Source organism: Kitasatospora sp. McL0602 (assembly GCF_052076145.1).
Lineage (GTDB): Bacteria > Actinomycetota > Actinomycetes > Streptomycetales > Streptomycetaceae > Kitasatospora.
Genome location: NZ_CP197246.1, coordinates 3,100,647 through 3,120,802, shown reverse-complemented (window position 1 = coordinate 3,120,802; position 20,156 = coordinate 3,100,647). Strand labels below are relative to the sequence as shown.

Sequence of the window (20,156 nt, the reverse complement as noted above, 5' to 3'; positions counted from 1 at the left end):
TGACCGGTATGAAGAGCCCGCTTCTCGCCCTGCCCGGTGCCGTCCCCTCCGAGGGGCCCGATGCCGGGGTGGCCGCCCACTACGGGGACATCTTCCGCGAGCAGCGGGCCCTCGCCGAGGGCCGGGGCTTCGTCGACCTCTCGCACCGGGGTGTCGTCACCGTCACCGGCCCGGACCGTCTGAGCTGGCTGCACCTGCTGCTGACGCAGCACGTCAGCGCGCTGCCGCCGCAGCAGGCCACCGAGGCGCTGGTGCTCTCCCCGAACGGCCATGTCGAGCACGCGCTCTACCTGGTGGACGACGGTACGACGACCTGGGCGCACGTCGAGCCGGGCACCCAGGAGGCCCTGCTCGGGTACCTGGAGAGCATGAAGTTCATGTACCGGGTCGAGCTGGCCGACGCGACCGCCGAGTACGCCGTGGTGCACCTCCCGGCCGGGTCCGCCGCAGGCACCGAGGGCGCCGCCGCCGTCCGTGAGCTGTCGTACGGGCGGGACCTCTTCCTGCCGCGCGCCGAGCTGGCGGAGCTGACGAAGTCGTACGGCCCGGCGGCCGGGATCTGGGCGTACGAGGCGCTGCGGATCGAGCAGCACCGGCCCCGGCTGGGCTTCGAGACCGACCACCGGACGATCCCGCACGAGGTCGACTGGCTCGGCACGGCCGTGCACCTGCAGAAGGGCTGCTACCGGGGTCAGGAGACCGTCGCCCGGGTCCACAACCTGGGGAAGCCCCCGCGCCGCCTGGTCTTCCTGCACCTGGACGGCACCGAGGAGTCGCTGCCCCCGCACGGTACGGAGATCAGGCTCGCCACCGAGCCGGGCGGCCGGTCGCTGGGCTTCGTGACCTCCTCGGCGCGCCACCACGAGCTGGGCCCGATCGCGCTCGCGATCGTCAAGCGGAACGTGCCGCTGGACGCCGTGCTGCTGGCCGGCGCCGTCCCCGCCGCGCAGGAGGTCGTCGTCCCGCAGTGAGCGGGACTCAGACCTCCAGCAGGACGGTGAACGGGCCGTCGTTCACCAGCGCGACCTTCATGTCGGCGCCGAACCGCCCGGTCTCCACCTTCGCGCCCAGCGCGCGGAGTTCGGCCACCACCGCGTCGACCAGCGGCTCGGCGACCGGGCCGGGGGCGGCGGCGTTCCAGGTCGGGCGGCGGCCCTTGCGGGCGTCGCCGTACAGCGTGAACTGACTGATCACCAGCAGCGGGGCGCCGGAGTCGGAGCAGGAGAGCTCGGCGTCCTCGCCCTCGAAGAGCCGCAGCGTCCAGAGCTTGCGGGCCAGCCCGGCGGCCTTGGCGGGGGTGTCGTCGTGCGTCACCCCGACCAGGACGCACAGGCCCGGCTCCTCGATCGCCCCGACGGTGACGCCGTCCACCGTCACCCTGGCCTCTGCCACTCGCTGCACCACTGCTCGCATGCCGTCATTCTGCCGGAGGCGTGCCACCGCCCGGAGGGCGCGTTCGCGTCGGTGCGCGCCGGGGTGGCGCGCGTCGCGCCCCCGGGGTGGCGCTCCGGCCAGCGGATTGCTCCGGTCGTATCAGCCACCCCCGTTCGCCAGGGGGCCGTTCGGGTGGACGGGCCGTGCGCGGCCGAGGCCCGGGGTGGCAGGGTGGGATCGGTGCGGGCGGCGAGCCCCCGTGCGGGCCGGTCGAACGGCCGTACAGGCCGCGGTCGCTCAAGTGGGTGGTACCGGCAACCCGGGGGAACTCAAGGGGGCGTTCCGGCGTGCACCAGAGCGGGGGGCTTCCCCGTCAGGCCGTGAGCCACCGGGCGCGAGGTGCCGTGTGGGGCAGGGGCAATCGGACAGCATGACCAGGACAGCGGCAGGTGGTTGGTTGATGGACGCGAGCAGCACGGCCCACGAGCGGAGTTCGTCGTTCGCCGAACTGGAGCTGGAGGAGCTGAGGGTGCTCCGCCGCGACGCACTGGAGCAGGAGGCCGACCTCTCGTACCTGCGCCGCCTGCTCCAGGGGCGGACGGACATCCTCCGGGCCGAGCTCGGCCGGCGCCAGGAGCAGCCCGGACCGGCGGCGCAGCAGGCGCAGCTGTGGTCGGCAGAGCCGCAGCGCGGCACGGACTCCGGCGAGCTGCTCGACCGGCTGCCCTCGATCCTCGCGGACGCGCCCGCCTCCGTCCGCCGCCCGGCCCGCCACCTCACGCTCGGCCCGCCGCGCGGCGAGAGCTACCAGCGGGAGGCGGACGCCCTGATGGGTGACGTCCAGCTGGCGGATCTGGCCGCGCACCCGACCGCCGACCTGCTGGCCGCCGTCGAGCGGCTCGCCGTGCACGAGCGCGAGGTCTCCGGCCGCCGCCAGGGCCTCCAGCGCACCGCCGACGACTGCGGCGCGGAGATCACCCGCAGGTACCGTGAAGGGGAAGCACGGGTCGACGACCTGCTCGCCGGCGGCTGACCCCGCAGGGGTGGGCGGGAGCCGCTCCGCGCGGACCACACCCGGCCACCCTCACCGTGGAGCATTCCGATGCCGCAGTCCTCCGCCCTGCCCGTACTCGCCGACGTCATACGTTCGGGCTTCACCGAGGGGCACCACCGCGGCTCGCTGGTGCTGCTCGCGGCCGACGGCTCGGTCGACTTCGCGCTCGGCACCCCGGACGCCCCGCTCTTCCCGCGGTCCTGCGCCAAGCCCTTCCAGGCCGTCGCCACCCTGCGGGCCGGGCTGGCGCTGGAGGGCGCGCAGCTCGCCCTGGCCGCCTCCAGCCACTCGGCCGAGCCCTTCCACCTGGCCGCCGTCCGGGCCGTCCTGGCCGCCGCCGGGCTGACCGAGGACGCCCTGCGGACGCCCGCCGACCTGCCGCTGGACGAGGTCGAGGCGGAGGCCCTGCTCAGCAGTGGCGGGCACCGCGCGCCGATCATGATGGACTGCTCGGGCAAGCACGCGGGCTGGCTGGCCGCCTGCGTCGCCAACGGCTGGGACACCGAGACCTACCTCGACCCGGCCCACCCCATCCAGCTGCTGGCCCGCGAGGCGCTGGAGGAGGCCACCGGCGAGCAGGCCGCGGCCCTCGGCACCGACGGCTGCGGAGCACCGCTGCTCGCCGTCTCGCTGACCGGCCTGGCCCGTGGCTACCGCGCACTCCTGAAGGCCGCGCCCGGCACCCCGCAGCGCCGCGTCGCGGACGCCATGCGCGCCCACCCCGAGTACGTCGCGGGCACCCGCCGCGCCGACACCTGGCTGATGCGGGCGGTGCCCGGGGCGCTCTCCAAGATGGGTGCCGAGGCCGTCCAGCTGGTCGCGCTGCCCGACGGCCGGGCGCTCGCCTTCAAGATCGACGACGGCGCCGAGCGGGCCCGCGGCCCGGTGCTCGCCGCCGCCCTGCGCCACCTCGGCGTCGAGACCCCCGACGGCACCCTCGACCGGATCGGCGACTCCCCGCTGCACGGCGGCGGCGTGGTGGTCGGCGCCGTCCGGGCGGCCTTCTGACGGTACGTCGGGCGCGTCGGGTCCCGTCGGGGTGCGGGGCGGCGTCCGGTGCGGCACGGTGGACCGGGGGGCCGTGCCGCCACTCAGGGAGACAGCCATGACCGACCACATCTACCGCGTGACCGAGATCGTCGGCTCCTCGCGCGAAGGCGTCGACGAAGCGATCCGCAACGGCGTCGAGCGCGCCGGCCGGACGCTGCGCAACCTGGACTGGTTCGAGGTCACCCAGGTGCGCGGACACATCCAGGACGGCCGGATCGAGCACTACCAGGTGGGTCTCAAGGTCGGCTTCCGCCTCGACGACGAGGACTGAGACAAGAACCGGAGACGCGAGAGGCCGGGGTGAGCATCGCTGCTCACCCCGGCCTCCCGTCGGTCCCGTCGGGGCCGGCTCAGTGGCCGGACTCCTCCAGGCGCTTGATCGAAGCGGTGATCTCCGCCTCGGCCTCGGCGCGGCCGACCCAGTCAGCACCCTCGACGGACTTGCCGGGCTCCAGGTCCTTGTAGACCTCGAAGAAGTGCTGGATCTCCAGACGGTCGAACTCCGACACGTGGTGGATGTCCTTCAGGTGCTCCCAGCGCGGGTCCGTCGCCGGGACGCAGAGCAGCTTGTCGTCGCCGCCGGCCTCGTCCGTCATCTTGAACATGCCGATGGCGCGGCACTTGATCAGGCAGCCGGGGAAGGTCGGCTCGTCCAGGATGACCAGGGCGTCCAGCGGGTCGCCGTCGTCCGCGAGGGTGCCCTCGACGTAGCCGTAGTCGGCCGGGTAGCGGGTCGAGGTGAAGAGCATCCGGTCGAGGCGGAGGCGACCGGTCTCATGGTCGACCTCGTACTTGTTCCGCGAGCCCTTCGGGATCTCGATCAGGACGTCGAACTCCAACGGTTCCTCCAAGGTAGGGACTGACAGAATCCAAGTGTCTCTCACGGCAGGGTGTGCTCAGGAAAGGGGCCGGTAGGTGCGGGTAGGTACAGGGGTGGGACGTGGACGCGGGGCTGTGCTCGCGGGGGTGCTCGGGGTGGCCCTCACGGCGGGCGGGCTCGCGGCGGAGGCCGGGAGGGCGGCGGCCGCGCCGACGCCCGCGCCGGGCCACAGCACCGGCAAGGCCGCCACCGGGACGAAGCCCGCGACGCCGCCCGGTACCACCCGGCAGGCGCCGCCCGCAGCGGGGCGGAGCGCCGTCGCGGTGAGCGGGCCGGTGCTCGCACCGGTCGTCGGCGGCGACGAGGGCGTCCCCACCACCGCCGGGCTCCAGCGCGATCTCGCGCCGCTGCTCCAGGACAAGGCACTCGGCACGCTGACCTTCGCCGTCGCGGACGGCGCGACCGGCAAGCTGCTCTACGGCTCGGGTGAGAACACCCCCGCCACCCCGGCCTCCACCACCAAGCTGCTCACCACCCTCGCCGCGCTCTCGCTGATCCCGGCCGAGACCCGGATCGCCACCAAGGTGGTCGCGGGGGCCGCCCCGGGGGAGATCGTGCTGGTCGGCGGCGGTGACCCGACCGTCACGGCGCTCCCGCGCGAGCAGATCCGGATCGGCGGCATGCCGGTCGACGCGGACACCGCGCCCGCCTCGATGGCCGACCTCGCCAAGCAGACGGCGACCGCCCTCAAGGCGGCGGGCACCACCTCCGTCAAGCTCGGCACCGACACCTCGGTCTACTCCGGCCCGATCCTGCACAAGGAGAACGACTCGATGAACATCGCGGCCGTGGTGCCGCTGATGGTCGACGAGGGCCGGATCTACCCACTCTCCACCGACGAGGCACCCGCCCGGGTCTTCGACCCGGTGGGCCAGGCCGCCGACACCTTCGCCGCACTGCTCCAGGCCCAGGGCATCACCGTCCAGGGCAAGGCCAAGCCCGGTGTCACCGCCGGGGCGGACGCCAAGGTGCTCGGCAAGGTCGAGTCGCCGACCATGCCCCGGCTGGTCGAGCGGCTGCTCACGACCTCCGACAACACCCTCGCCGAGGCCGTGGCCCGGCAGGCGGCCATCGCCGCCCACCAGCCCGCGAGCTTCGACGGCGCGGTGCAGGCCGTGACGGACGCCCTCACCAAGCTCGGCCTCCCGATGAACGGCGTCGTCCTGCACGACGGCAGCGGCCTGCACACCGGCAACCTCATCCCGCCGGTTGTCCTCGCCAAGGTCATCGGCCTGGCCTCCGAACCCGACCACCCCGAACTGCGGCCCGTCCTCACCGGCATGCCGATCGCCGGCTTCACCGGCACCCTGGTCAACCGCTTCGGCCTGGCCTCCGGGGCCCAGAGCGCCGCAGGCATCGTCCGCGCCAAGACCGGCAGCCTCAGCGGCATCAACACCCTCGCCGGCACGGTCGTCGACGAGGACGGCCGCGTCCTGGTCTTCGCGATGATGACCAAGACCACCGCCGCCGCCGACATCGCCCGCTCGGCCGTCGACCGCATCGTCGCCAAGATCGCCGCCTGCGGCTGCAAGTAGCCGCCGAGCGGCCTGCCCCCGGGGGAGCGCACGCAGCTGGCCGGACCCCAGGGTGCACGTAACTGGGGCGTTGACCACTGGGGGCGCGGGGAACTGCGCGAAACGGAAGGGACGGTCCGGTGCCTCCCGCCTCGCGCAGTTCCTCGTGCCCCTGGATCCGTTGCGCTGCCGGTCTCTCCCCCGGGAGAGGCTGTACCACGTACGGTGAGGGCATGACGAGCACGAGCGGCGGTGCTGACATGGTCGACTGGAATCTCGCGGTCGCGACGGCGACCCGGCTGGCCAGGCCGGGGCCGGAGGTTACGCGGGACCAGGCCCGTGAGGTGGTCTCCGAGCTGAGACGGCATGCCCTGGAGGCGGAGGAGCACGTCCGGGAGTTCACCGGCATGCGGTCCTCCAGCCTGCTGGAGGCTGCGGCCACGCCGGTGCTGGTGGTCGACCGCGTGGGCTGGGTCCGGGCGAACGTCGCGGGCTTCCGTACCGTCGTCCAGCCGCTGGTCGAGAAGCTGGCCGCGCGGCGATCGACCACGCCCGGCGCGGAGATCTTCGGCACGCTCGGCGAGAAGGCGACCGGGATCGAGCTCGGTGCGGTGCTGGCTTTCCTGTCGACGAAGGTGCTCGGGCAGTACGAGACCTTCGCCCCGGCCGACCCGGCCGCCGCGCTGCCCCCCGGAGACGCCCCGGCCGCCCCGGACAGCCCGGCAGGGCTGTTCGACCGGCCCCGCCGGGGGATCGAGCCGCCGGGGCCCGGCCGGCTGCTGCTGGTCGCGCCCAACATCGTCCAGGTCGAGCGTGAACTCGACGTGCAGCCGCACGACTTCCGGCTCTGGGTCTGCCTGCACGAGGAGACCCACCGCACCCAGTTCACCGCCGTGCCGTGGCTGCGTGACCACATCCAGTCCGAGGTGCAGTCCTTCCTCAGCGAGACCGACATCGACGCGGGCGCGCTGCTGGAGCGGGCCCGTGACGCGTTCGGCGGCGGCCTGCCGGGCCTCGGCCGGGGCGACGGCTCGGGGCCGGGCACCCTGCTGGAAGTCGTGCAGTCGCCCGTCCAGCGGGAGATCCTCGGCCGGATCACGGCCGTGATGTCGCTGCTGGAGGGCCACGCGGACGTCGTGATGGACGGTGTCGGCCCGGCCGTGGTGCCGAGCGTCGCGGAGATCCGGGAGAAGTTCCAGCAGCGCCGCGACCGTGGCGCGAGCCGGATCGACCAGGTGCTGCGCCGCCTGCTGGGCATGGACGCCAAGCTCCGCCAGTACCAGGACGGCGCGGTCTTCGTCCGGGGTGTGGTCGACCGGGTCGGGATGGCCGACTTCAACCGGGTCTGGACCTCGCCGAACACGCTCCCGACCAAGGACGAGATCCACAACCCGGCGGCGTGGGTCTCCCGCGTCATCGGCTGACCCCCGCTGACCCCGCAGCCGCCCCCGCAGCGTGTCGCAGTTCTTCGCACGAGTGGCGCAGTCGTACATCTGGGGGGCGAAGATACGTTTTTCCATTCACCCGTACGTGGGACCGTGGTCGTACTGATGGCGCGGGTGGCGTAGCCCGCGCCCGGACTCTGCGACCATCTGTGAGCAGTCGGTGACAGATAGCTGACAGGCTGTCACCGAACCCCGCTCCCGTCTCTCCGCCAAGGAGTGCTTCCCCGTGGGCCCTCACCCCGCAGTCGCGGCGATACGTCTCGCCGTACGCCGCACGCTCACCGACCTCGCGGTCGAGGCCGGTGTCACCTTCGGTGCGCCCGTCCGCGCGCCGCGCACCCGCCCGGAACCGGTCCTGGCCCTCCAGGCCCAGGGGCCGAGCCAGGACCGGACCCAGGCCACCACGCTGATCGGCAACGCCCGCCGCCACCCCTCGGGCCTGCCCAGGACTCCGGCCGCGCCGGGCTCGCCGCTCGTGCTGGTGGCCGTCAGCGGCGGCGCCGACTCGATGGCGCTGGCCACCGCGACCGCCTTCGAAGCCCCCAAGCTCGGCCTGCGGGTCGGTGCGGTGACGGTCGACCACGGCCTCCAGGAGGGTTCGGCGGCGCGGGCACTGCAGGTCGCCGACCGGCTGCGCGCGCTCGGGCTCGACCCGGTCGAGGCGGTTGCCGTGCGGGTCGGCCGGCAGGGCGGCCCGGAGAACGCCGCCCGGGAGGCCAGGTACGCCGCGCTGGACGAGGCCGCCGAGCGCCACCGCGCCGTCGCCGTCCTGCTCGGCCACACCCGGGACGACCAGGCGGAGACCGTCCTGATGGGCCTGGCCCGGGGCTCCGGTGCCCGCTCGCTGGCCGGGATGCCCGCACAGAAGGGCCGCTACCGCCGCCCGCTGCTGGAGCTCGACCGCGCCGCGACCCGGCAGGCCTGCTCCGCGCAGTCCATCCCGGTCTGGGACGACCCGCACAACACCGATCCGGCCTACACCCGCTCGCGGGTGCGCCACGAGGTGCTCCCGGTACTGGAGAAGCACCTGGGCGCCGGCGTGGTCGAGGCGCTGGCCCGCACCGCCCGGCTGTTCCGGGACGACGCGGACGCCCTCGACCAGTGGGCGGCCCTCGCCGAGCGTGATCTCCGTACGGCCGAAGGCGCCCTGGACGTCGGGAAACTCGCCGAGCTGCCCTCGGCCGTCCGCCGCCGGGTGCTCCGCCGGGCCGCGCTGCGGGCGGGCTGTCCGGCCGGTGATCTCTTCGCCCGGCACCTGGAGACGGTGGATCTGCTGGTCACCGGCTGGCGCGGCCAGGGGCCCCTGCACCTACCCGGGGGAGTGGAGGCGGCCCGAAGGTGTGGCACGCTGGTCTTTCGGCGACAGGGCGACTAGCGGGTAACCGCAGGCCGCAGGGCCGCCGCCGACACAGGACCCCGAACGTTTGAGGACGTATCCCCGGTGGACGACAAGGACATGGGCGCCGATCTGGCGAAGGTGCTCATCAGCAAGGACGAGATCGACGCCAAGCTCCTGGAGCTGGCCGAGCGGATCGACCAGGACTACGCCGGACGCGATCTGCTGATCGTCGGCGTGCTCAAGGGCGCCGTGATGGTCATGGCGGACCTCGCCCGTGCCCTGCACTCCCAGGTGACGATGGACTGGATGGCGGTCTCCTCGTACGGGATGGGCACCAAGTCCTCCGGCGTGGTCCGCATCCTCAAGGACCTCGACACCGACATCGCCGGCCGTGACGTCCTGATCGTCGAGGACATCATCGACTCCGGCCTCACCCTCTCCTGGCTGCTGGGCAACCTCGGCTCGCGCGGCCCGGCCTCGCTGGAGGTCTGCACCCTGCTCCGCAAGCCGGACGCGGCCAAGGTCGAGATCGACGTCAAGTACGTCGGCTTCGACATCCCGAACGAGTTCGTGGTCGGCTACGGCCTGGACTACGCGGAGAAGCTGCGTAACCTGCCCTTCATCGGCACGCTCGCGCCGCACGTCTACGGCGGCTGAGACAGCCGGTCGGAGCAGCTCCGGACCCGGCTCAGCACCGTTCGGGCGACGGGCGGGAACAGTGCGCTCTTCCCGCCCGTTGAGCCGGGGTAGGAAAATACGTCGTGCCGTCGTGCTCCCACCGCTGGGGGCAGCTACTGCGGTACGGTCCCATTAGCGGCTCTTCACATGAGCACATACCCGGATGCGCCGACGGCCCCACAGTCGAACGGCGCCGTTGAGTGGCAGGAGGGACGGGGCGGCAACGCCCCGCATGGATGGACGTCAAGCGATACTTCCGTGCGCCGATCATGTGGATCGTGCTGGCCGTCCTCGCCGTCGTTGTGCTGATGCAGGTCGTTTCGGACTCGAACGGCTACAAGACGGTGGACACGGGGCAGGTCGTCGCAGCGATCGGCGCGAAGCAGGTCAAGTCGGCGCAGATCACCACCGGTGACTCACAGACCATCAAGATCCAGCTGAAGGACGGCGAGAAGCTGCCCTCCTCCGGTACGGGCAAGACGCCCACCGGCAGCAAGTTCCAGGCTTCCTACATCGGCTCGCAGGGCAAGGATCTCGCCGCCACGCTGCAGGCGCAGATCAACGACAACGACTCCGGCACCCTGCCGGAGGGCTACACCGTCAGCCCCGAGAAGCAGTCGACCTTCGTCAGCCTGCTGCTCTCGATGCTGCCGATCGTCATCATCGTCCTGGTCTTCCTCTTCCTGATGAACCAGATGCAGGGTGGCGGCTCCCGGGTCATGCAGTTCGGCAAGTCCAAGGCCAAGCTGCTCACCAAGGACACCCCGAAGACGACCTTCGCGGACGTCGCGGGTGCGGACGAGGCGGTCGAGGAGCTCCACGAGATCAAGGAGTTCCTCCAGGAGCCGGCGAAGTTCCAGGCCGTCGGCGCCAAGATCCCCAAGGGTGTGCTGCTCTACGGCCCGCCCGGCACCGGCAAGACCCTGCTCGCGCGTGCCGTCGCGGGTGAGGCCGGGGTGCCGTTCTACTCGATCTCCGGCTCCGACTTCGTCGAGATGTTCGTCGGTGTCGGTGCCTCCCGGGTGCGCGACCTCTTCGAGCAGGCCAAGGCGAACGCCCCGGCGATCGTCTTCGTCGACGAGATCGACGCCGTCGGCCGGCACCGTGGCGCAGGCCTCGGCGGCGGTCACGACGAGCGCGAGCAGACGCTCAACCAGCTGCTCGTCGAGATGGACGGCTTCGACGTCAAGGGTGGCGTCATCCTGATCGCCGCCACCAACCGCCCGGACATCCTCGACCCGGCGCTGCTGCGTCCGGGTCGGTTCGACCGGCAGATCGCCGTCGACCGCCCGGATCTCCAGGGCCGTCACGACATCCTCAAGGTGCACGCCAAGGGCAAGCCGGTCACGCCGGACGTCGACCTCCGGGCCGTCGCCAAGCGCACCCCCGGCTTCACCGGCGCCGACCTCGCCAACGTGCTCAACGAGGCCGCGCTGCTGACCGCCCGCTCCGACAAGAAGCTGGTCGACAACGTCACGCTGGACGAGGCGATCGACCGCGTCGTGGCCGGGCCGCAGAAGCGGACCCGGATCATGTCGGAGAAGGAGAAGAAGATCACCGCGTACCACGAGGGCGGCCACGCCCTGGTCGCGGCGGCCTCTCCGAACGCGGACCCGGTGCACAAGATCACCATCCTGTCCCGTGGCCGCGCTCTGGGCTACACCATGGTGCTGCCCGACGAGGACAAGTACTCGACCACCCGCAACGAGATGCTCGACACCCTGGCGTACATGCTGGGCGGGCGTGCGGCGGAGGAGCTGGTCTTCCACGACCCGACCACCGGCGCCTCGAACGACATCGAGAAGGCCACCGCGACCGCCCGTGCGATGGTCACCCAGTACGGCATGAGCGAGCGCCTCGGCGCGATCAAGTTCGGTTCCAGCGAGTCGGAGCCGTTCCTCGGTCGCGAGATGGGTCACCAGCGCGACTACTCGGAAGAGGTCGCCGGGCTGGTCGACGAAGAGGTCAAGAAGCTCATCGAGAACGCGCACAACGAGGCCTGGGAGATCCTGGTCGAGAACCGCGACGTGCTCGACAACCTGGTCCTCGAGCTCCTCGAGAAGGAGACGCTCAACAAGGAGCAGATCGCCGAGATCTTCTCGACGATCGTCCGCCGCCCGGCCCGGCCGGCCTGGACGGGCTCGTCCCGTCGTACGCCGTCCACCCGGCCGCCGGTGCAGTCCCCGAAGGAGCTGGCGCTCACCAACGGCGCCGCCGCCCCGACGGACACCGCGACCGTCGACATCGTGAAGCTGCCGCCCGTGGGCGACAGCAGCAGCGAGAGCTGACGACGCCTGCCGGCCTCGGATCGACCGGCAACAGGTACGGAATGGAAGCCGCGCCACCGGGGTTTGTACCCTGGAGGCGCGGCTTCCGTGCTGCTCGGCTCTGCTGTGACTTCCCTTCCGACTTTCCCCGATGACCATGCGAGGCAGGAATGATCGACCCGGTGACTCTCGACGGCGAGGCGACGATCGGGGTCTTCGATCAGAAGCGGGCCGAGAACGCCGTCCGCGAGCTGCTGATCGCCGTCGGGGAGGACCCTGACCGCGAGGGCCTGCTGGAGACCCCGGCCCGGGTCGCCCGCGCGTACAAGGAGATATTCGCCGGGCTCTGGCAGGAGCCGGAGGACGTGCTCACCACGACCTTCGACATCGGCCACGACGAGATGGTGATGGTCAAGGACATCGAGGTCTACTCGACCTGCGAGCACCACCTGGTGCCCTTCCGGGGCGTCGCCCACGTCGGGTACATCCCGTCCACCAGCGGCAAGATCACCGGGCTCTCCAAGCTGGCCCGCCTGGTCGACGTCTACGCCCGCCGCCCCCAGGTCCAGGAGCGGCTGACCAGCCAGGTCGCCGACGCCCTGATGCGCATCCTGGAGCCGCGCGGCGCCATCGTGGTGATCGAGTGCGAGCACATGTGCATGTCGATGCGCGGCATCCGCAAGCCCGGCTCGAAGACCATCACCTCGGCCGTCCGCGGCCAGCTGCGCGACCCCGCGACGCGGGCCGAGGCGATGAGCCTGATCATCCGCTGACGTCGCTGTTCGGTGGTCACTGCTGGCGGGGCTCGCGGTCCTGCGGGGTCTTGAGGTGGTCGCTCATCCACTCCAGGGCGGCGGGCAGCTCGCGGCGCCAGGTCTCGAAGCTGTGGCCGCCGTCCTCCAGGTAGAGCGAGTCGGCCCGGAACTCCGGGTGGGCGTCGGCGACCTGCTGGGCGGTGGCCAGGAACTGCTGGGTGGCCGCGTAGTCCTCCTCCGTACGGGTGCTGATCACCAGCAGCGAGACCTTCGGCGCGGGGAGGTTGCGCAGCCGCCAGAGCACGTCGCTCTGCTGCGCGGCCGCCTGGTCGCCGCCGAAGAGGTCGCCGTCCGTCCAGCGGTCGTTCGGGACCTGGTAGTCGGCGTGCATGGCGGTGGCGTTCGGGTACACCGTCGGGTTGCGCAGCGACAGCCGTAGCGCGCAGCTGCCACCGGTCGAGTACCCGAGCACGCCCCAGGAGCCCGGCGCGCGGCTGACCCGGTAGGTCGCCCGCAGCGCGGCCGGGACGTCCTTGGCGAACCAGGTCTCGGTCTTGGGCCCGCCCGCGACGTCCACGCACTCGGTGTTGCGCGGCGGTGCGACGCTCGGCCGGGCCATCACGATCACCGTCGGCGCCATCCGGCCGGTCCGCTCCAGCTCCCAGGCGGTCTGCGGCACCCGCAGGCCCTCGACCAGGTGCAGCGAGGGCCCGGGGTAGCCGGCCAGCGTGAGCAGGACGGGGAACCGCTCGCGGGCGTACCGAGGCACGAAGTACTCCGGCGGCAGGTAGACGAACACCTGGTCGCTCAGCCCGGACTCGGTGCCGGTGATCCGTACCGAGTCGACCCGGCCGACCTCCTCCGGCTTGCCCTGCGGGAGGTCCTTGATCGTCTCCAGGCCGCCCTCGGTGGTCGGCTGGACCAGCGCACCGGCCTTCGGGGCGGCCGCCTTCGGGTGCTCGGAGCTGGTCAGCGCGAGGGGGGTGCCGCCGGGGTGCAGCAGGTCGTTCCAGGACGTGTAGAAGCCGTACGAGTTGTTGACGGAGAGGCCGAGGACACCCACGACGGCGAGCTGGACGACCGTCAGCAGGGCGATCCGGCCGATCATCGGCAGCGGGCGCTGGCGGGCCAGCCGGGGCCAGAGCCAGAGTGTGCCGAGCAGGCCGAGCCCGGCCAGCGCGACCAGCGAGTACACCAGCGCTCTGCTGGTCAGTTCCATGCCTTCGCCTTCCCTGTGAGCGGCCGTGAGGGCCAGAGTTCATCCTTCGGCGGGCACGGCCGGGCGGCCACCGGGGCTGGGCCGGCCGGGCGCTCCGGCCACACCTTCGGTGGAGACCTGGGCCGACCTGCCCGCCTTCGGTGGAGACCGGCGCGACGTCGGTGGTAATTCGGTGGACATCCACCCGGCAGGTGCGCTGCGGAGGGTGCAACCGAGGCTTTAGAATGCGGCGTCCACCGTGTGTAACGCGTGCGCCGCTGTCCCGTAGCGCCGCGTGTCGCATCGGTCCCCGTACTCGTACCCGCCGCCCGCCGGGTGCCCGGCTGTCCCGCCGGGCGCTGGGCCGGTGCGGCGCCCCCTGTCCCCCCAGGCCCTGCCGTCGGGGAGAGCGGACCGGAATTACCTTCCGTGGAAGCTCTCTTGACGAGTGGATTGCCAGACGAAGGAATAGCCATGAAGGTCCATCTCATCTCCTCCCTCGGAGTGACAGGACGGCTCGAAACAGCCTCTACGCTGAGCTTCCATGAGCGTTCCCGTGTCCGTTGAGCCGTCCCCCGAGCAGCCCCGCCGCCGGGGTCTGCAGACGCTCCGCAACCAAGCTGCCGCCGTTCCCAGGGCCTGGCTCCCGGGCGCCGTGGGGTACGCCTGCCTGCTGATCGGGCTGCTGAACATCGCCAGCGCGATCTTCCCCAAGCTGAGGCACACCAAGGTGCACAGCTGGGCCGGGCAGCTGCCGGGCGCCACCACCACGCTCGCCGCGGCCGGCACCCTGATGACCGGCATCCTGCTGGTGCTGCTCGCGCACGCCCTGCGGCGGCGCAAGCAGCGGGCCTGGCGGGCCGTCTGCGTGCTGCTGCCGGTCTCGGCCGTGCTGCACATCGTGCGCTGGCACCAGGTCGGGCCCGCCGTGGTCTCGCTGGCGCTGCTGGCCGTGATCCTGGTGCACCGCCGGGAGTTCTACGCCAAGGCCGACCCGCGCACCCGCTGGCGCGCGGTGCTCAACCTGGTCGTCATGGGCACCTTCAGCGTCCTGCTCGGGCTGCTGATCGTGAGCGTGCACCCGAGCTCCGAGATCGGGCACCCGAGCCTCACAGACCGTCTCCAGCACGCGGTGCTCGGGCTGTTCGCGCTCGAGGGGCCGATGCGCTTCCACACCGACCGGGTCGGCGACCTGGTCTACTACTCGCTCGCCTCGCTCGGTCTGGTGACGGCGTTCACCTCGGCGTACCTGGCGCTGCGTCCGGAGAAGCCGGAGCCGGTGCTGACGCCGGAGGACGAGGTCAAGGTCCGGGGGCTGCTGGAGCGGCACGGGGTGCGCGACTCGCTCGGCTACTTCGCGCTGCGCCGCGACAAGAGCGTGCTGTTCTCGCCGACCGGCAAGGCGGCGATCTCGTACCGGGTGATCTCCGGCGTGATGCTCGCCTCCGGCGACCCGGTCGGTGACGTCGAGGCCTGGCCCGGGGCGATCAAGGTCTTCATGGCGGAGGCCCGCGCGCACGCCTGGGTGCCGGCCGTGGTCGGCTGCAGCGAGGTCGGCGGCGAGGTCTGGACCCGCGAGGCGGGGCTGGACGCGCTGGAGCTCGGCGACGAGGCGATCGTCGACACCGCGACCTTCTCGCTGGCCGGGCGGGCGATGCGCAACGTCCGCCAGATGGTGAAGCGGATCGAGCGCGGCGGCTACTCCTGCCAGGTCCGCCGGGTCAGCGAGCTGACGCTGGAGGAGAAGCGACGGATCGCCGACGCCGCCGCCCGCTGGCGCGGCACCGACACCGAGCGCGGCTTCTCGATGGCGCTGGGGCGCTTCGGCGACCCGAACGACGACGCCTGCGTGGTCGTCACCGCGCACAAGGCGCCGGAGGAGGGCGAGCCCGGCTTCGCCACCGGGGACGACCTGAAGGCCGTGCTGCACTTCGTGCCGTGGGGGCCGGACGGCATCTCGCTGGAGCTGATGCGGCGTGACCGCGCGGCCGACCCCGGGCTGAACGAGCTGCTCATCGTGGCGGCGCTGCAGGCGGTGCCGGCGATGGGTGTGCGGCGGGTGTCGCTCAACTTCGCGATGTTCCGCTCCGCGCTGGCGCGTGGTGAGCGGATCGGGGCCGGGCCGGTGCTGCGGGCCTGGCGCGGGATGCTGGTGTTCTCCTCGCGCTGGTTCCAGATCGAGTCGCTGTACAAGTTCAACGCGAAGTTCCAGCCGGACTGGGAGCCGCGCTTCCTGGTCTACCCGCAGACCCGGGACCTGCCGCGGATCGGCTTCGCCGTGATGCAGGCGGAGGCCTTCATCACGCTGGGCATGCCGAAGTTCGGCCGGAAGCGGCAGCGGCAGGGGCTGATGCCGGAGGCGGCGGGCGTGGGTGCGGTGACCGAGGCGGCGTGACGGCTGCGCGATGGCAGCTGGCCGATGACGGCTGGCAGCTGCCAGCTGACCGATAACCGATAGCGAATGACAGATGACGGCTGACAGATTTTGAAATCTGTCAGCCGTTTTCGCGCCCCCGACAGTTCGATAATGGCCATATGAACAACCCTCCCGGCCTCCCCCGCCTCGACCGCTGCGCCGTCATGGGCGTGGTCAACGTGACCCCCGACTCCTTCTCCGACGGCGGTCTCTGGCTCGACCCGGCCGCCGCCGTCGCCCACGGGCTCGCCCTCACCGCCAAGGGTGCCGACCTGATCGACGTCGGCGGCGAGTCCACCCGCCCCGGCGCCCAGCGGGTCACCGAGGTCGAGGAGCTGCGCCGGGTCGTCCCCGTGGTCCGCGAGCTGGCCGCCGCCGGGGTCGTGGTCAGCATCGACACCATGCGGGCGAGCGTCGCCGAGCAGGCCGTGGCCGCCGGCGCCCGGCTGGTCAACGACGTCTCCGGCGGCCTCGCCGACCCCGCGATGGCCCAGGTGGTGGCCGCCACCGGCGCGCCGTTCGTGGTGATGCACTGGCGCGGCCAGTCCGCCGACATGGACAGCCTCGCCGTCTACGACGACGTGGTCGCCGACGTCGTCGCCGAGCTGTCCGTCCGGGTGGCAGAGCTGCTCGCCGCCGGGGTGAAGGAGGAGCAGCTGATCCTCGACCCGGGCCTCGGCTTCGCCAAGACCGCCGAGCACAACTGGGCCCTGCTCGGCGGCCTGCCCGCCCTGGCGGCTCTCGGCCGTCCGGTGCTGGTCGCCGCATCGCGCAAGCGGTTCCTGGGTACGCTGCTCGCCGACCCGGAAACCGGGGAGCTCCGGCCGGCCCGGCAGCGGGACGACGCCACGGCGGCCGTCTCGGTGCTGTCGGCCCAGGCCGGGGCCTGGGCCGTGCGGGTCCACGACGTGGCCGGAACGGCCGACGCCGTACGGGTGGTCGCCGCCTGGCAGCGGGCGGCGCGGAGGGGATGACGGCTTGGTACGGCTCAGGAGGAAGCATGGCGGGTGACGGCAGGTTGAGCGGCAGTGCGGCCGGGCAGGAGCTGGACCGGGAGGCCGTCCTGGCGGCGAACCAGGCCCTCTACGAGGCGCTGGAGAACGGCGATCTGGAGGCCGTCGAGGCCATCTGGCTGGGGGCCGCCGACGCCGACGACAAGAACGGCGTGGTCTGCGTCCACCCCGGCTGGCCGGTGCTGCGCGGGCGGGCCCAGGTGACCCGCTCGTACATGTTGATCATGATGAACACGGAGTACATCCAGTTCTTCCTGACCGACGTCGAGGTCGAGGTGCAGGGCGATGTGGCCCTCGTCACCTGCACCGAGAACATTCTCTCCGGTGGGGAGGCCGAGGAGGAGGGCGAGCTGGGCCCGCTGGTCGGCGGGAAGGTCGTCTCGACCAACCTCTTCCGGCGCACCGCCGACGGCTGGCGGCTCTGGTCGCACCACGGTTCACCCGTCCTGACCAGCGGGGACGACGAAGAAGAGGACTGACCCCGACCCCGAGGCCCGTGCGGCCGGGGATGTTTCGTGGACGGACACCGAACGTTCACGTCAATCGCCGATTCGGCGCGCGTGGCGCGCCCGTACGCCGGGTAGGACGGTCGGGGTCTGTCCGTTCCCGCAGGTAGATTCGACCCCGGCGGGCGACGAGGCCCGCCGCTGCCCTGCCCGAGCGCGGGGCCCGTCCAGGTGGGAGAAGTGAGTTGCTGGACCGCGTCACCCTGCGGGGCCTGCGTGCCCGGGGCCATCACGGCGTCTTCGAGCGCGAGCGCATCGAGGGCCAGACCTTCGTGGTCGACCTCGTGCTGTACCTGGACACCCGCCCTGCCGCCTCCGGCGACGACCTGACCCGGACGGCGCACTACGGCGTCGTGGCCGAGGAGGTCACCGGGATCATCGCCGGCGAGCCGGTCGACCTGATCGAGACGCTCGCCCAGCGGATCGCGGACCAGTGCCTGAGCCACGCCGCCGTCGAGGAGGTCGAGGTGACCGTCCACAAGCCGGATGCCCCGATCACCGTCCCCTTCGACGACGTCACGATCACCATCCACCGGGGCCGCGCATGACGAGCGCACACTCGCCCCGCGCCACCGCTCCAGCTGCAGAGGGATACCGATGAGCACCAGCGACCCGACCGCCTCGCCGACCACGTTCGACCTGGAGCGCCGAGTCGACTGCGCGGACTCCACCCTGCACAACCCCCGCCACGCCGTGATCGCCCTCGGCAGCAACCTCGGCAACCGTCTGGAGACCCTCCAGGGTGCCGTCGACGCCCTGGAGGACACCCCGGGCGTCCGGATCACATCGGTCTCCTCCGTCTACGAGACGGAGGCCCTCGGCGGCCCCGCCGAGCAGCCCAACTACTACAACGCCGTGGTCGTGCTGCGCACCACCCTGCCGCCCAGCTCCCTGCTGGAGCGCGCCAACGCGGTCGAGGACGCCTTCGGCCGGGTCCGCACCGTCCGCTGGGGCCCGCGCACCCTGGACGTCGACATCCTCGCGTACGAGGGCGTCACCTCCGACGACCCGCAGCTGCTCCTCCCGCACCCGCGCGCCCACGAGCGCGCCTTCGTCCTGGCCCCCTGGGCGGACGCCGAGCCGGACGGTGAGCTGCCGGGCCTCGGCCGGGTCGCCGACCTGCTGAAGGGCCTCGGCGGCGAGGCCGAGGCGAGTGTCCGGCGGCGGGACGACATCCAGCTGCGGCTGCCGGAGTAGCCCCGCCCCCGGTGGGCGGGCCGTCCGGGAGCGGCCGGTGGGAACTTCGGAGTGGGCGCCGTCCGTACGAGTAGGTGATCGGCAGGACAGGGCCGGTACGGTGGCGCTGTCCTGGGTGGCGCTGTCCGCCGGATCCGCGCTCCTGGCGTGCCGTCAGAAACCGCGTCCAGCTCTCGTCCCCAGCTTCGTGCCTCGCCTTCGTGTCCCGCCGGGAAGGACTCCGTCCTAGTGAAGCCGCTCCGCCTCCGCCTGCTCCTGGGTATCGCCGCCGTGGCGGCGGTGCTCTCCTGGGCCGGTGCCAAGCTGTGGGACTCCATGGGCCAGCTGCCCGGGGTGCCCGCGGCCGCCCCCATCGTGCTCGCGGTGGTCGCCGTGGTCCTGCTGGCCACGGCCATCTCGCTGCGCTCCCGGCTGAAGGCCGTCCGGGAGCGGCGTCCGGGGGCCAAGGGAGTCGACCCGCTCGGTGCCGCCCGCGCTGTGGTGCTGGCCCAGGCCAGTGCGCTCGTCTCGGCCGTCGCGACCGGCATCTACGCGGGCACCGGCATCCACCTGCTCAGCCTGCTCGACATCGAGGCGCGCAGGTCACAGGCGATCACCGCCGGCTTCGCCGTGTTGACCGGCGCGGGAGTGATCGCCGCAGCCCTGTGGGTGCAACACGTCTGCAAGCTCCCCGAGGACCACGACGGCCCCACCCACCCCGGCACGGCCGCCTCGCCCCGCTAGTGCTGCGCGTGCGCGGCCAGCAGGCGGGCCGCGAGCTGCCCCGCGTGCCGGGCCGGGCCGGTGGGGGCGGGGAGGCAGCGGGCGTGGGTGGGTGAGTAGGTGGTCATCACGACACCCGCGTGGTCGGTGCGGAGCTCCTCGACGGTGACCGGCCAGCCGTGGCCGGTCAGGGCCGCTGCCAGGTCGTGGGACTGCCGGGCCTCCACGATGGTGTCCTCGGTGCCGTGCACCAGGAGGACGGGCACCTGCGGCACCGTCAGGTCGGCCCGGCGGGCCTCCTCGACGGGGGCCGTGCCGGAGAACGGCGCCGGGGTGGTGAACCCCCCGGCCAGGGCCGCCACGGCGTGCGGGCGCCAGCCGTCCGGCGCGACCGGATGCAGGGCGGCGGCCACCGCGCACTTGCCGCCCAGGGACCAGCCCGCGAGGGTGATCCGCTCGGTCGACCCGCCGTACCCGTCGGCGTGCTGACGGGCGAAGGCCACCGAGTCGGTGAGGTCGGCCAGGCCGCCGTCGGCGCTGTCGGGCCGCCAGTCCGGGACGAGGACGAGGACGCCCAGCGCCGCCGTCGCCCGCGCGAACGGCGCCAGCACGTCCCGCTCGTCCGGGCCGCGCCCGTGCCAGAGCAGCACGGTCGGCAGCGGGCCCGACGGCCGGCCCGCGCCCGCGCCGGGCCGGTGCACGTCGAGCTGTCGGCCGCTCGGGCCGTAGGTGGTGGTGCGGAACTCCGTGGTCATGGTGCGCCCCCTC

General features: G+C 72.5%; 20 protein-coding genes. 16 read left to right on the top strand and 4 right to left on the bottom strand.

Annotation, left to right across the window (positions count from 1 at the left end; all coding sequences use genetic code 11):
* Positions 1-8: 8 nt before the first annotated feature.
* Positions 9-971 (top strand): CAF17-like 4Fe-4S cluster assembly/insertion protein YgfZ, encoded by a 963-nt coding sequence (gene ygfZ / locus ACR68M_RS14055; RefSeq protein WP_441251613.1) that lies wholly within the window; start codon positions 9-11, stop codon positions 969-971.
* Between the two features lie 7 nt (positions 972-978).
* Here ygfZ and dtd read toward each other — a convergent pair whose 3' ends face one another.
* A complete protein-coding gene (gene dtd / locus ACR68M_RS14050; protein ID WP_441250819.1) occupies positions 979-1,413 on the bottom strand; it encodes a D-aminoacyl-tRNA deacylase in 435 nt (144 codons plus the stop codon).
* 421 nt (positions 1,414-1,834) lie between these two features.
* Between dtd and ACR68M_RS14045 the strand changes: the two genes are divergently transcribed.
* The 3 genes from ACR68M_RS14045 (at position 1,835) to ACR68M_RS14035 (ending at position 3,749) form a co-directional block, all read left to right on the top strand.
* Positions 1,835-2,407: an RsiG family protein gene (locus tag ACR68M_RS14045; protein ID WP_441250818.1), complete on the top strand. Its 573-nt coding sequence runs from the start codon at positions 1,835-1,837 to the stop codon at positions 2,405-2,407.
* Between the two features lie 69 nt (positions 2,408-2,476).
* Positions 2,477-3,436 (top strand): asparaginase, encoded by a 960-nt coding sequence (locus tag ACR68M_RS14040; protein ID WP_441250817.1) that lies wholly within the window; start codon positions 2,477-2,479, stop codon positions 3,434-3,436.
* Positions 3,437-3,533: 97 nt separating this feature from the next.
* On the top strand, positions 3,534-3,749 hold the full coding sequence (locus tag ACR68M_RS14035; protein ID WP_441250816.1) for a dodecin: 216 nt from the start codon (positions 3,534-3,536) through the stop codon (positions 3,747-3,749).
* Positions 3,750-3,828: 79 nt separating this feature from the next.
* On the opposite strand, the gene ACR68M_RS14030 is transcribed toward ACR68M_RS14035, so the two are convergent.
* Positions 3,829-4,317, bottom strand: coding sequence for an inorganic diphosphatase (locus tag ACR68M_RS14030; RefSeq protein ID WP_441250815.1), 489 nt, complete (start codon positions 4,315-4,317; stop codon positions 3,829-3,831).
* 94 nt (positions 4,318-4,411) lie between these two features.
* Between ACR68M_RS14030 and dacB the strand changes: the two genes are divergently transcribed.
* From dacB to folE, 6 genes are all read left to right on the top strand, one after another.
* Positions 4,412-5,893, top strand: coding sequence for a D-alanyl-D-alanine carboxypeptidase/D-alanyl-D-alanine endopeptidase (dacB, locus tag ACR68M_RS14025; RefSeq protein WP_441250814.1), 1,482 nt, complete (start codon positions 4,412-4,414; stop codon positions 5,891-5,893).
* Between the two features lie 212 nt (positions 5,894-6,105).
* A complete protein-coding gene (locus tag ACR68M_RS14020) occupies positions 6,106-7,296 on the top strand; it encodes a zinc-dependent metalloprotease (RefSeq protein ID WP_441250813.1) in 1,191 nt (396 codons plus the stop codon).
* 247 nt (positions 7,297-7,543) lie between these two features.
* On the top strand, positions 7,544-8,692 hold the full coding sequence (gene tilS, locus ACR68M_RS14015) for a tRNA lysidine(34) synthetase TilS (RefSeq protein WP_441250812.1): 1,149 nt from the start codon (positions 7,544-7,546) through the stop codon (positions 8,690-8,692).
* Between the two features lie 66 nt (positions 8,693-8,758).
* Positions 8,759-9,313 (top strand): hypoxanthine phosphoribosyltransferase, encoded by a 555-nt coding sequence (gene hpt / locus ACR68M_RS14010; RefSeq protein WP_280719125.1) that lies wholly within the window; start codon positions 8,759-8,761, stop codon positions 9,311-9,313.
* Positions 9,314-9,570: 257 nt separating this feature from the next.
* Positions 9,571-11,622 carry an ATP-dependent zinc metalloprotease FtsH gene (gene ftsH, locus ACR68M_RS14005; protein WP_441250811.1) on the top strand — a complete coding sequence of 684 codons (2,052 nt, stop codon included), beginning with the start codon at positions 9,571-9,573 and terminating at the stop codon, positions 11,620-11,622.
* Between the two features lie 149 nt (positions 11,623-11,771).
* Positions 11,772-12,374, top strand: coding sequence for a GTP cyclohydrolase I FolE (gene folE, locus ACR68M_RS14000; RefSeq protein WP_441250810.1), 603 nt, complete (start codon positions 11,772-11,774; stop codon positions 12,372-12,374).
* A 16-nt stretch (positions 12,375-12,390) separates the two neighbouring features.
* On the opposite strand, the gene ACR68M_RS13995 is transcribed toward folE, so the two are convergent.
* The gene (locus ACR68M_RS13995; RefSeq protein WP_441250809.1) at positions 12,391-13,575 is read right to left on the bottom strand and encodes an alpha/beta hydrolase; all 1,185 of its coding nucleotides are present in this window, start codon (positions 13,573-13,575) and stop codon (positions 12,391-12,393) included.
* A gap of 523 nt (positions 13,576-14,098) precedes the next feature.
* Here ACR68M_RS13995 and ACR68M_RS13990 point away from each other — a divergent pair.
* The 6 genes from ACR68M_RS13990 (at position 14,099) to ACR68M_RS13965 (ending at position 19,409) form a co-directional block, all read left to right on the top strand.
* A complete protein-coding gene (locus ACR68M_RS13990; RefSeq protein WP_441250808.1) occupies positions 14,099-15,949 on the top strand; it encodes a phosphatidylglycerol lysyltransferase domain-containing protein in 1,851 nt (616 codons plus the stop codon).
* A gap of 140 nt (positions 15,950-16,089) precedes the next feature.
* Positions 16,090-16,944, top strand: coding sequence for a dihydropteroate synthase (gene folP / locus ACR68M_RS13985; RefSeq protein ID WP_441250807.1), 855 nt, complete (start codon positions 16,090-16,092; stop codon positions 16,942-16,944).
* 26 nt (positions 16,945-16,970) lie between these two features.
* Positions 16,971-17,462 carry a nuclear transport factor 2 family protein gene (locus tag ACR68M_RS13980; RefSeq protein ID WP_441250806.1) on the top strand — a complete coding sequence of 164 codons (492 nt, stop codon included), beginning with the start codon at positions 16,971-16,973 and terminating at the stop codon, positions 17,460-17,462.
* A gap of 215 nt (positions 17,463-17,677) precedes the next feature.
* Complete coding sequence (gene folB, locus ACR68M_RS13975) at positions 17,678-18,037, top strand: dihydroneopterin aldolase (protein ID WP_441251612.1); 360 nt, start codon at positions 17,678-17,680, stop codon at positions 18,035-18,037.
* Between the two features lie 49 nt (positions 18,038-18,086).
* Entirely contained in the window at positions 18,087-18,686 is a 600-nt protein-coding gene (gene folK, locus ACR68M_RS13970) for a 2-amino-4-hydroxy-6-hydroxymethyldihydropteridine diphosphokinase (RefSeq protein WP_441250805.1), read from the top strand.
* A 228-nt stretch (positions 18,687-18,914) separates the two neighbouring features.
* On the top strand, positions 18,915-19,409 hold the full coding sequence (locus tag ACR68M_RS13965) for a DUF3180 domain-containing protein (protein ID WP_441250804.1): 495 nt from the start codon (positions 18,915-18,917) through the stop codon (positions 19,407-19,409).
* Here ACR68M_RS13965 and ACR68M_RS13960 read toward each other — a convergent pair.
* Positions 19,406-20,143: an alpha/beta hydrolase gene (locus ACR68M_RS13960; RefSeq protein WP_441250803.1), complete on the bottom strand. Its 738-nt coding sequence runs from the start codon at positions 20,141-20,143 to the stop codon at positions 19,406-19,408. The two genes, ACR68M_RS13965 and ACR68M_RS13960, sit on opposite strands and share 4 nt — an antisense overlap.
* Positions 20,144-20,156 lie beyond the last annotated feature (13 nt).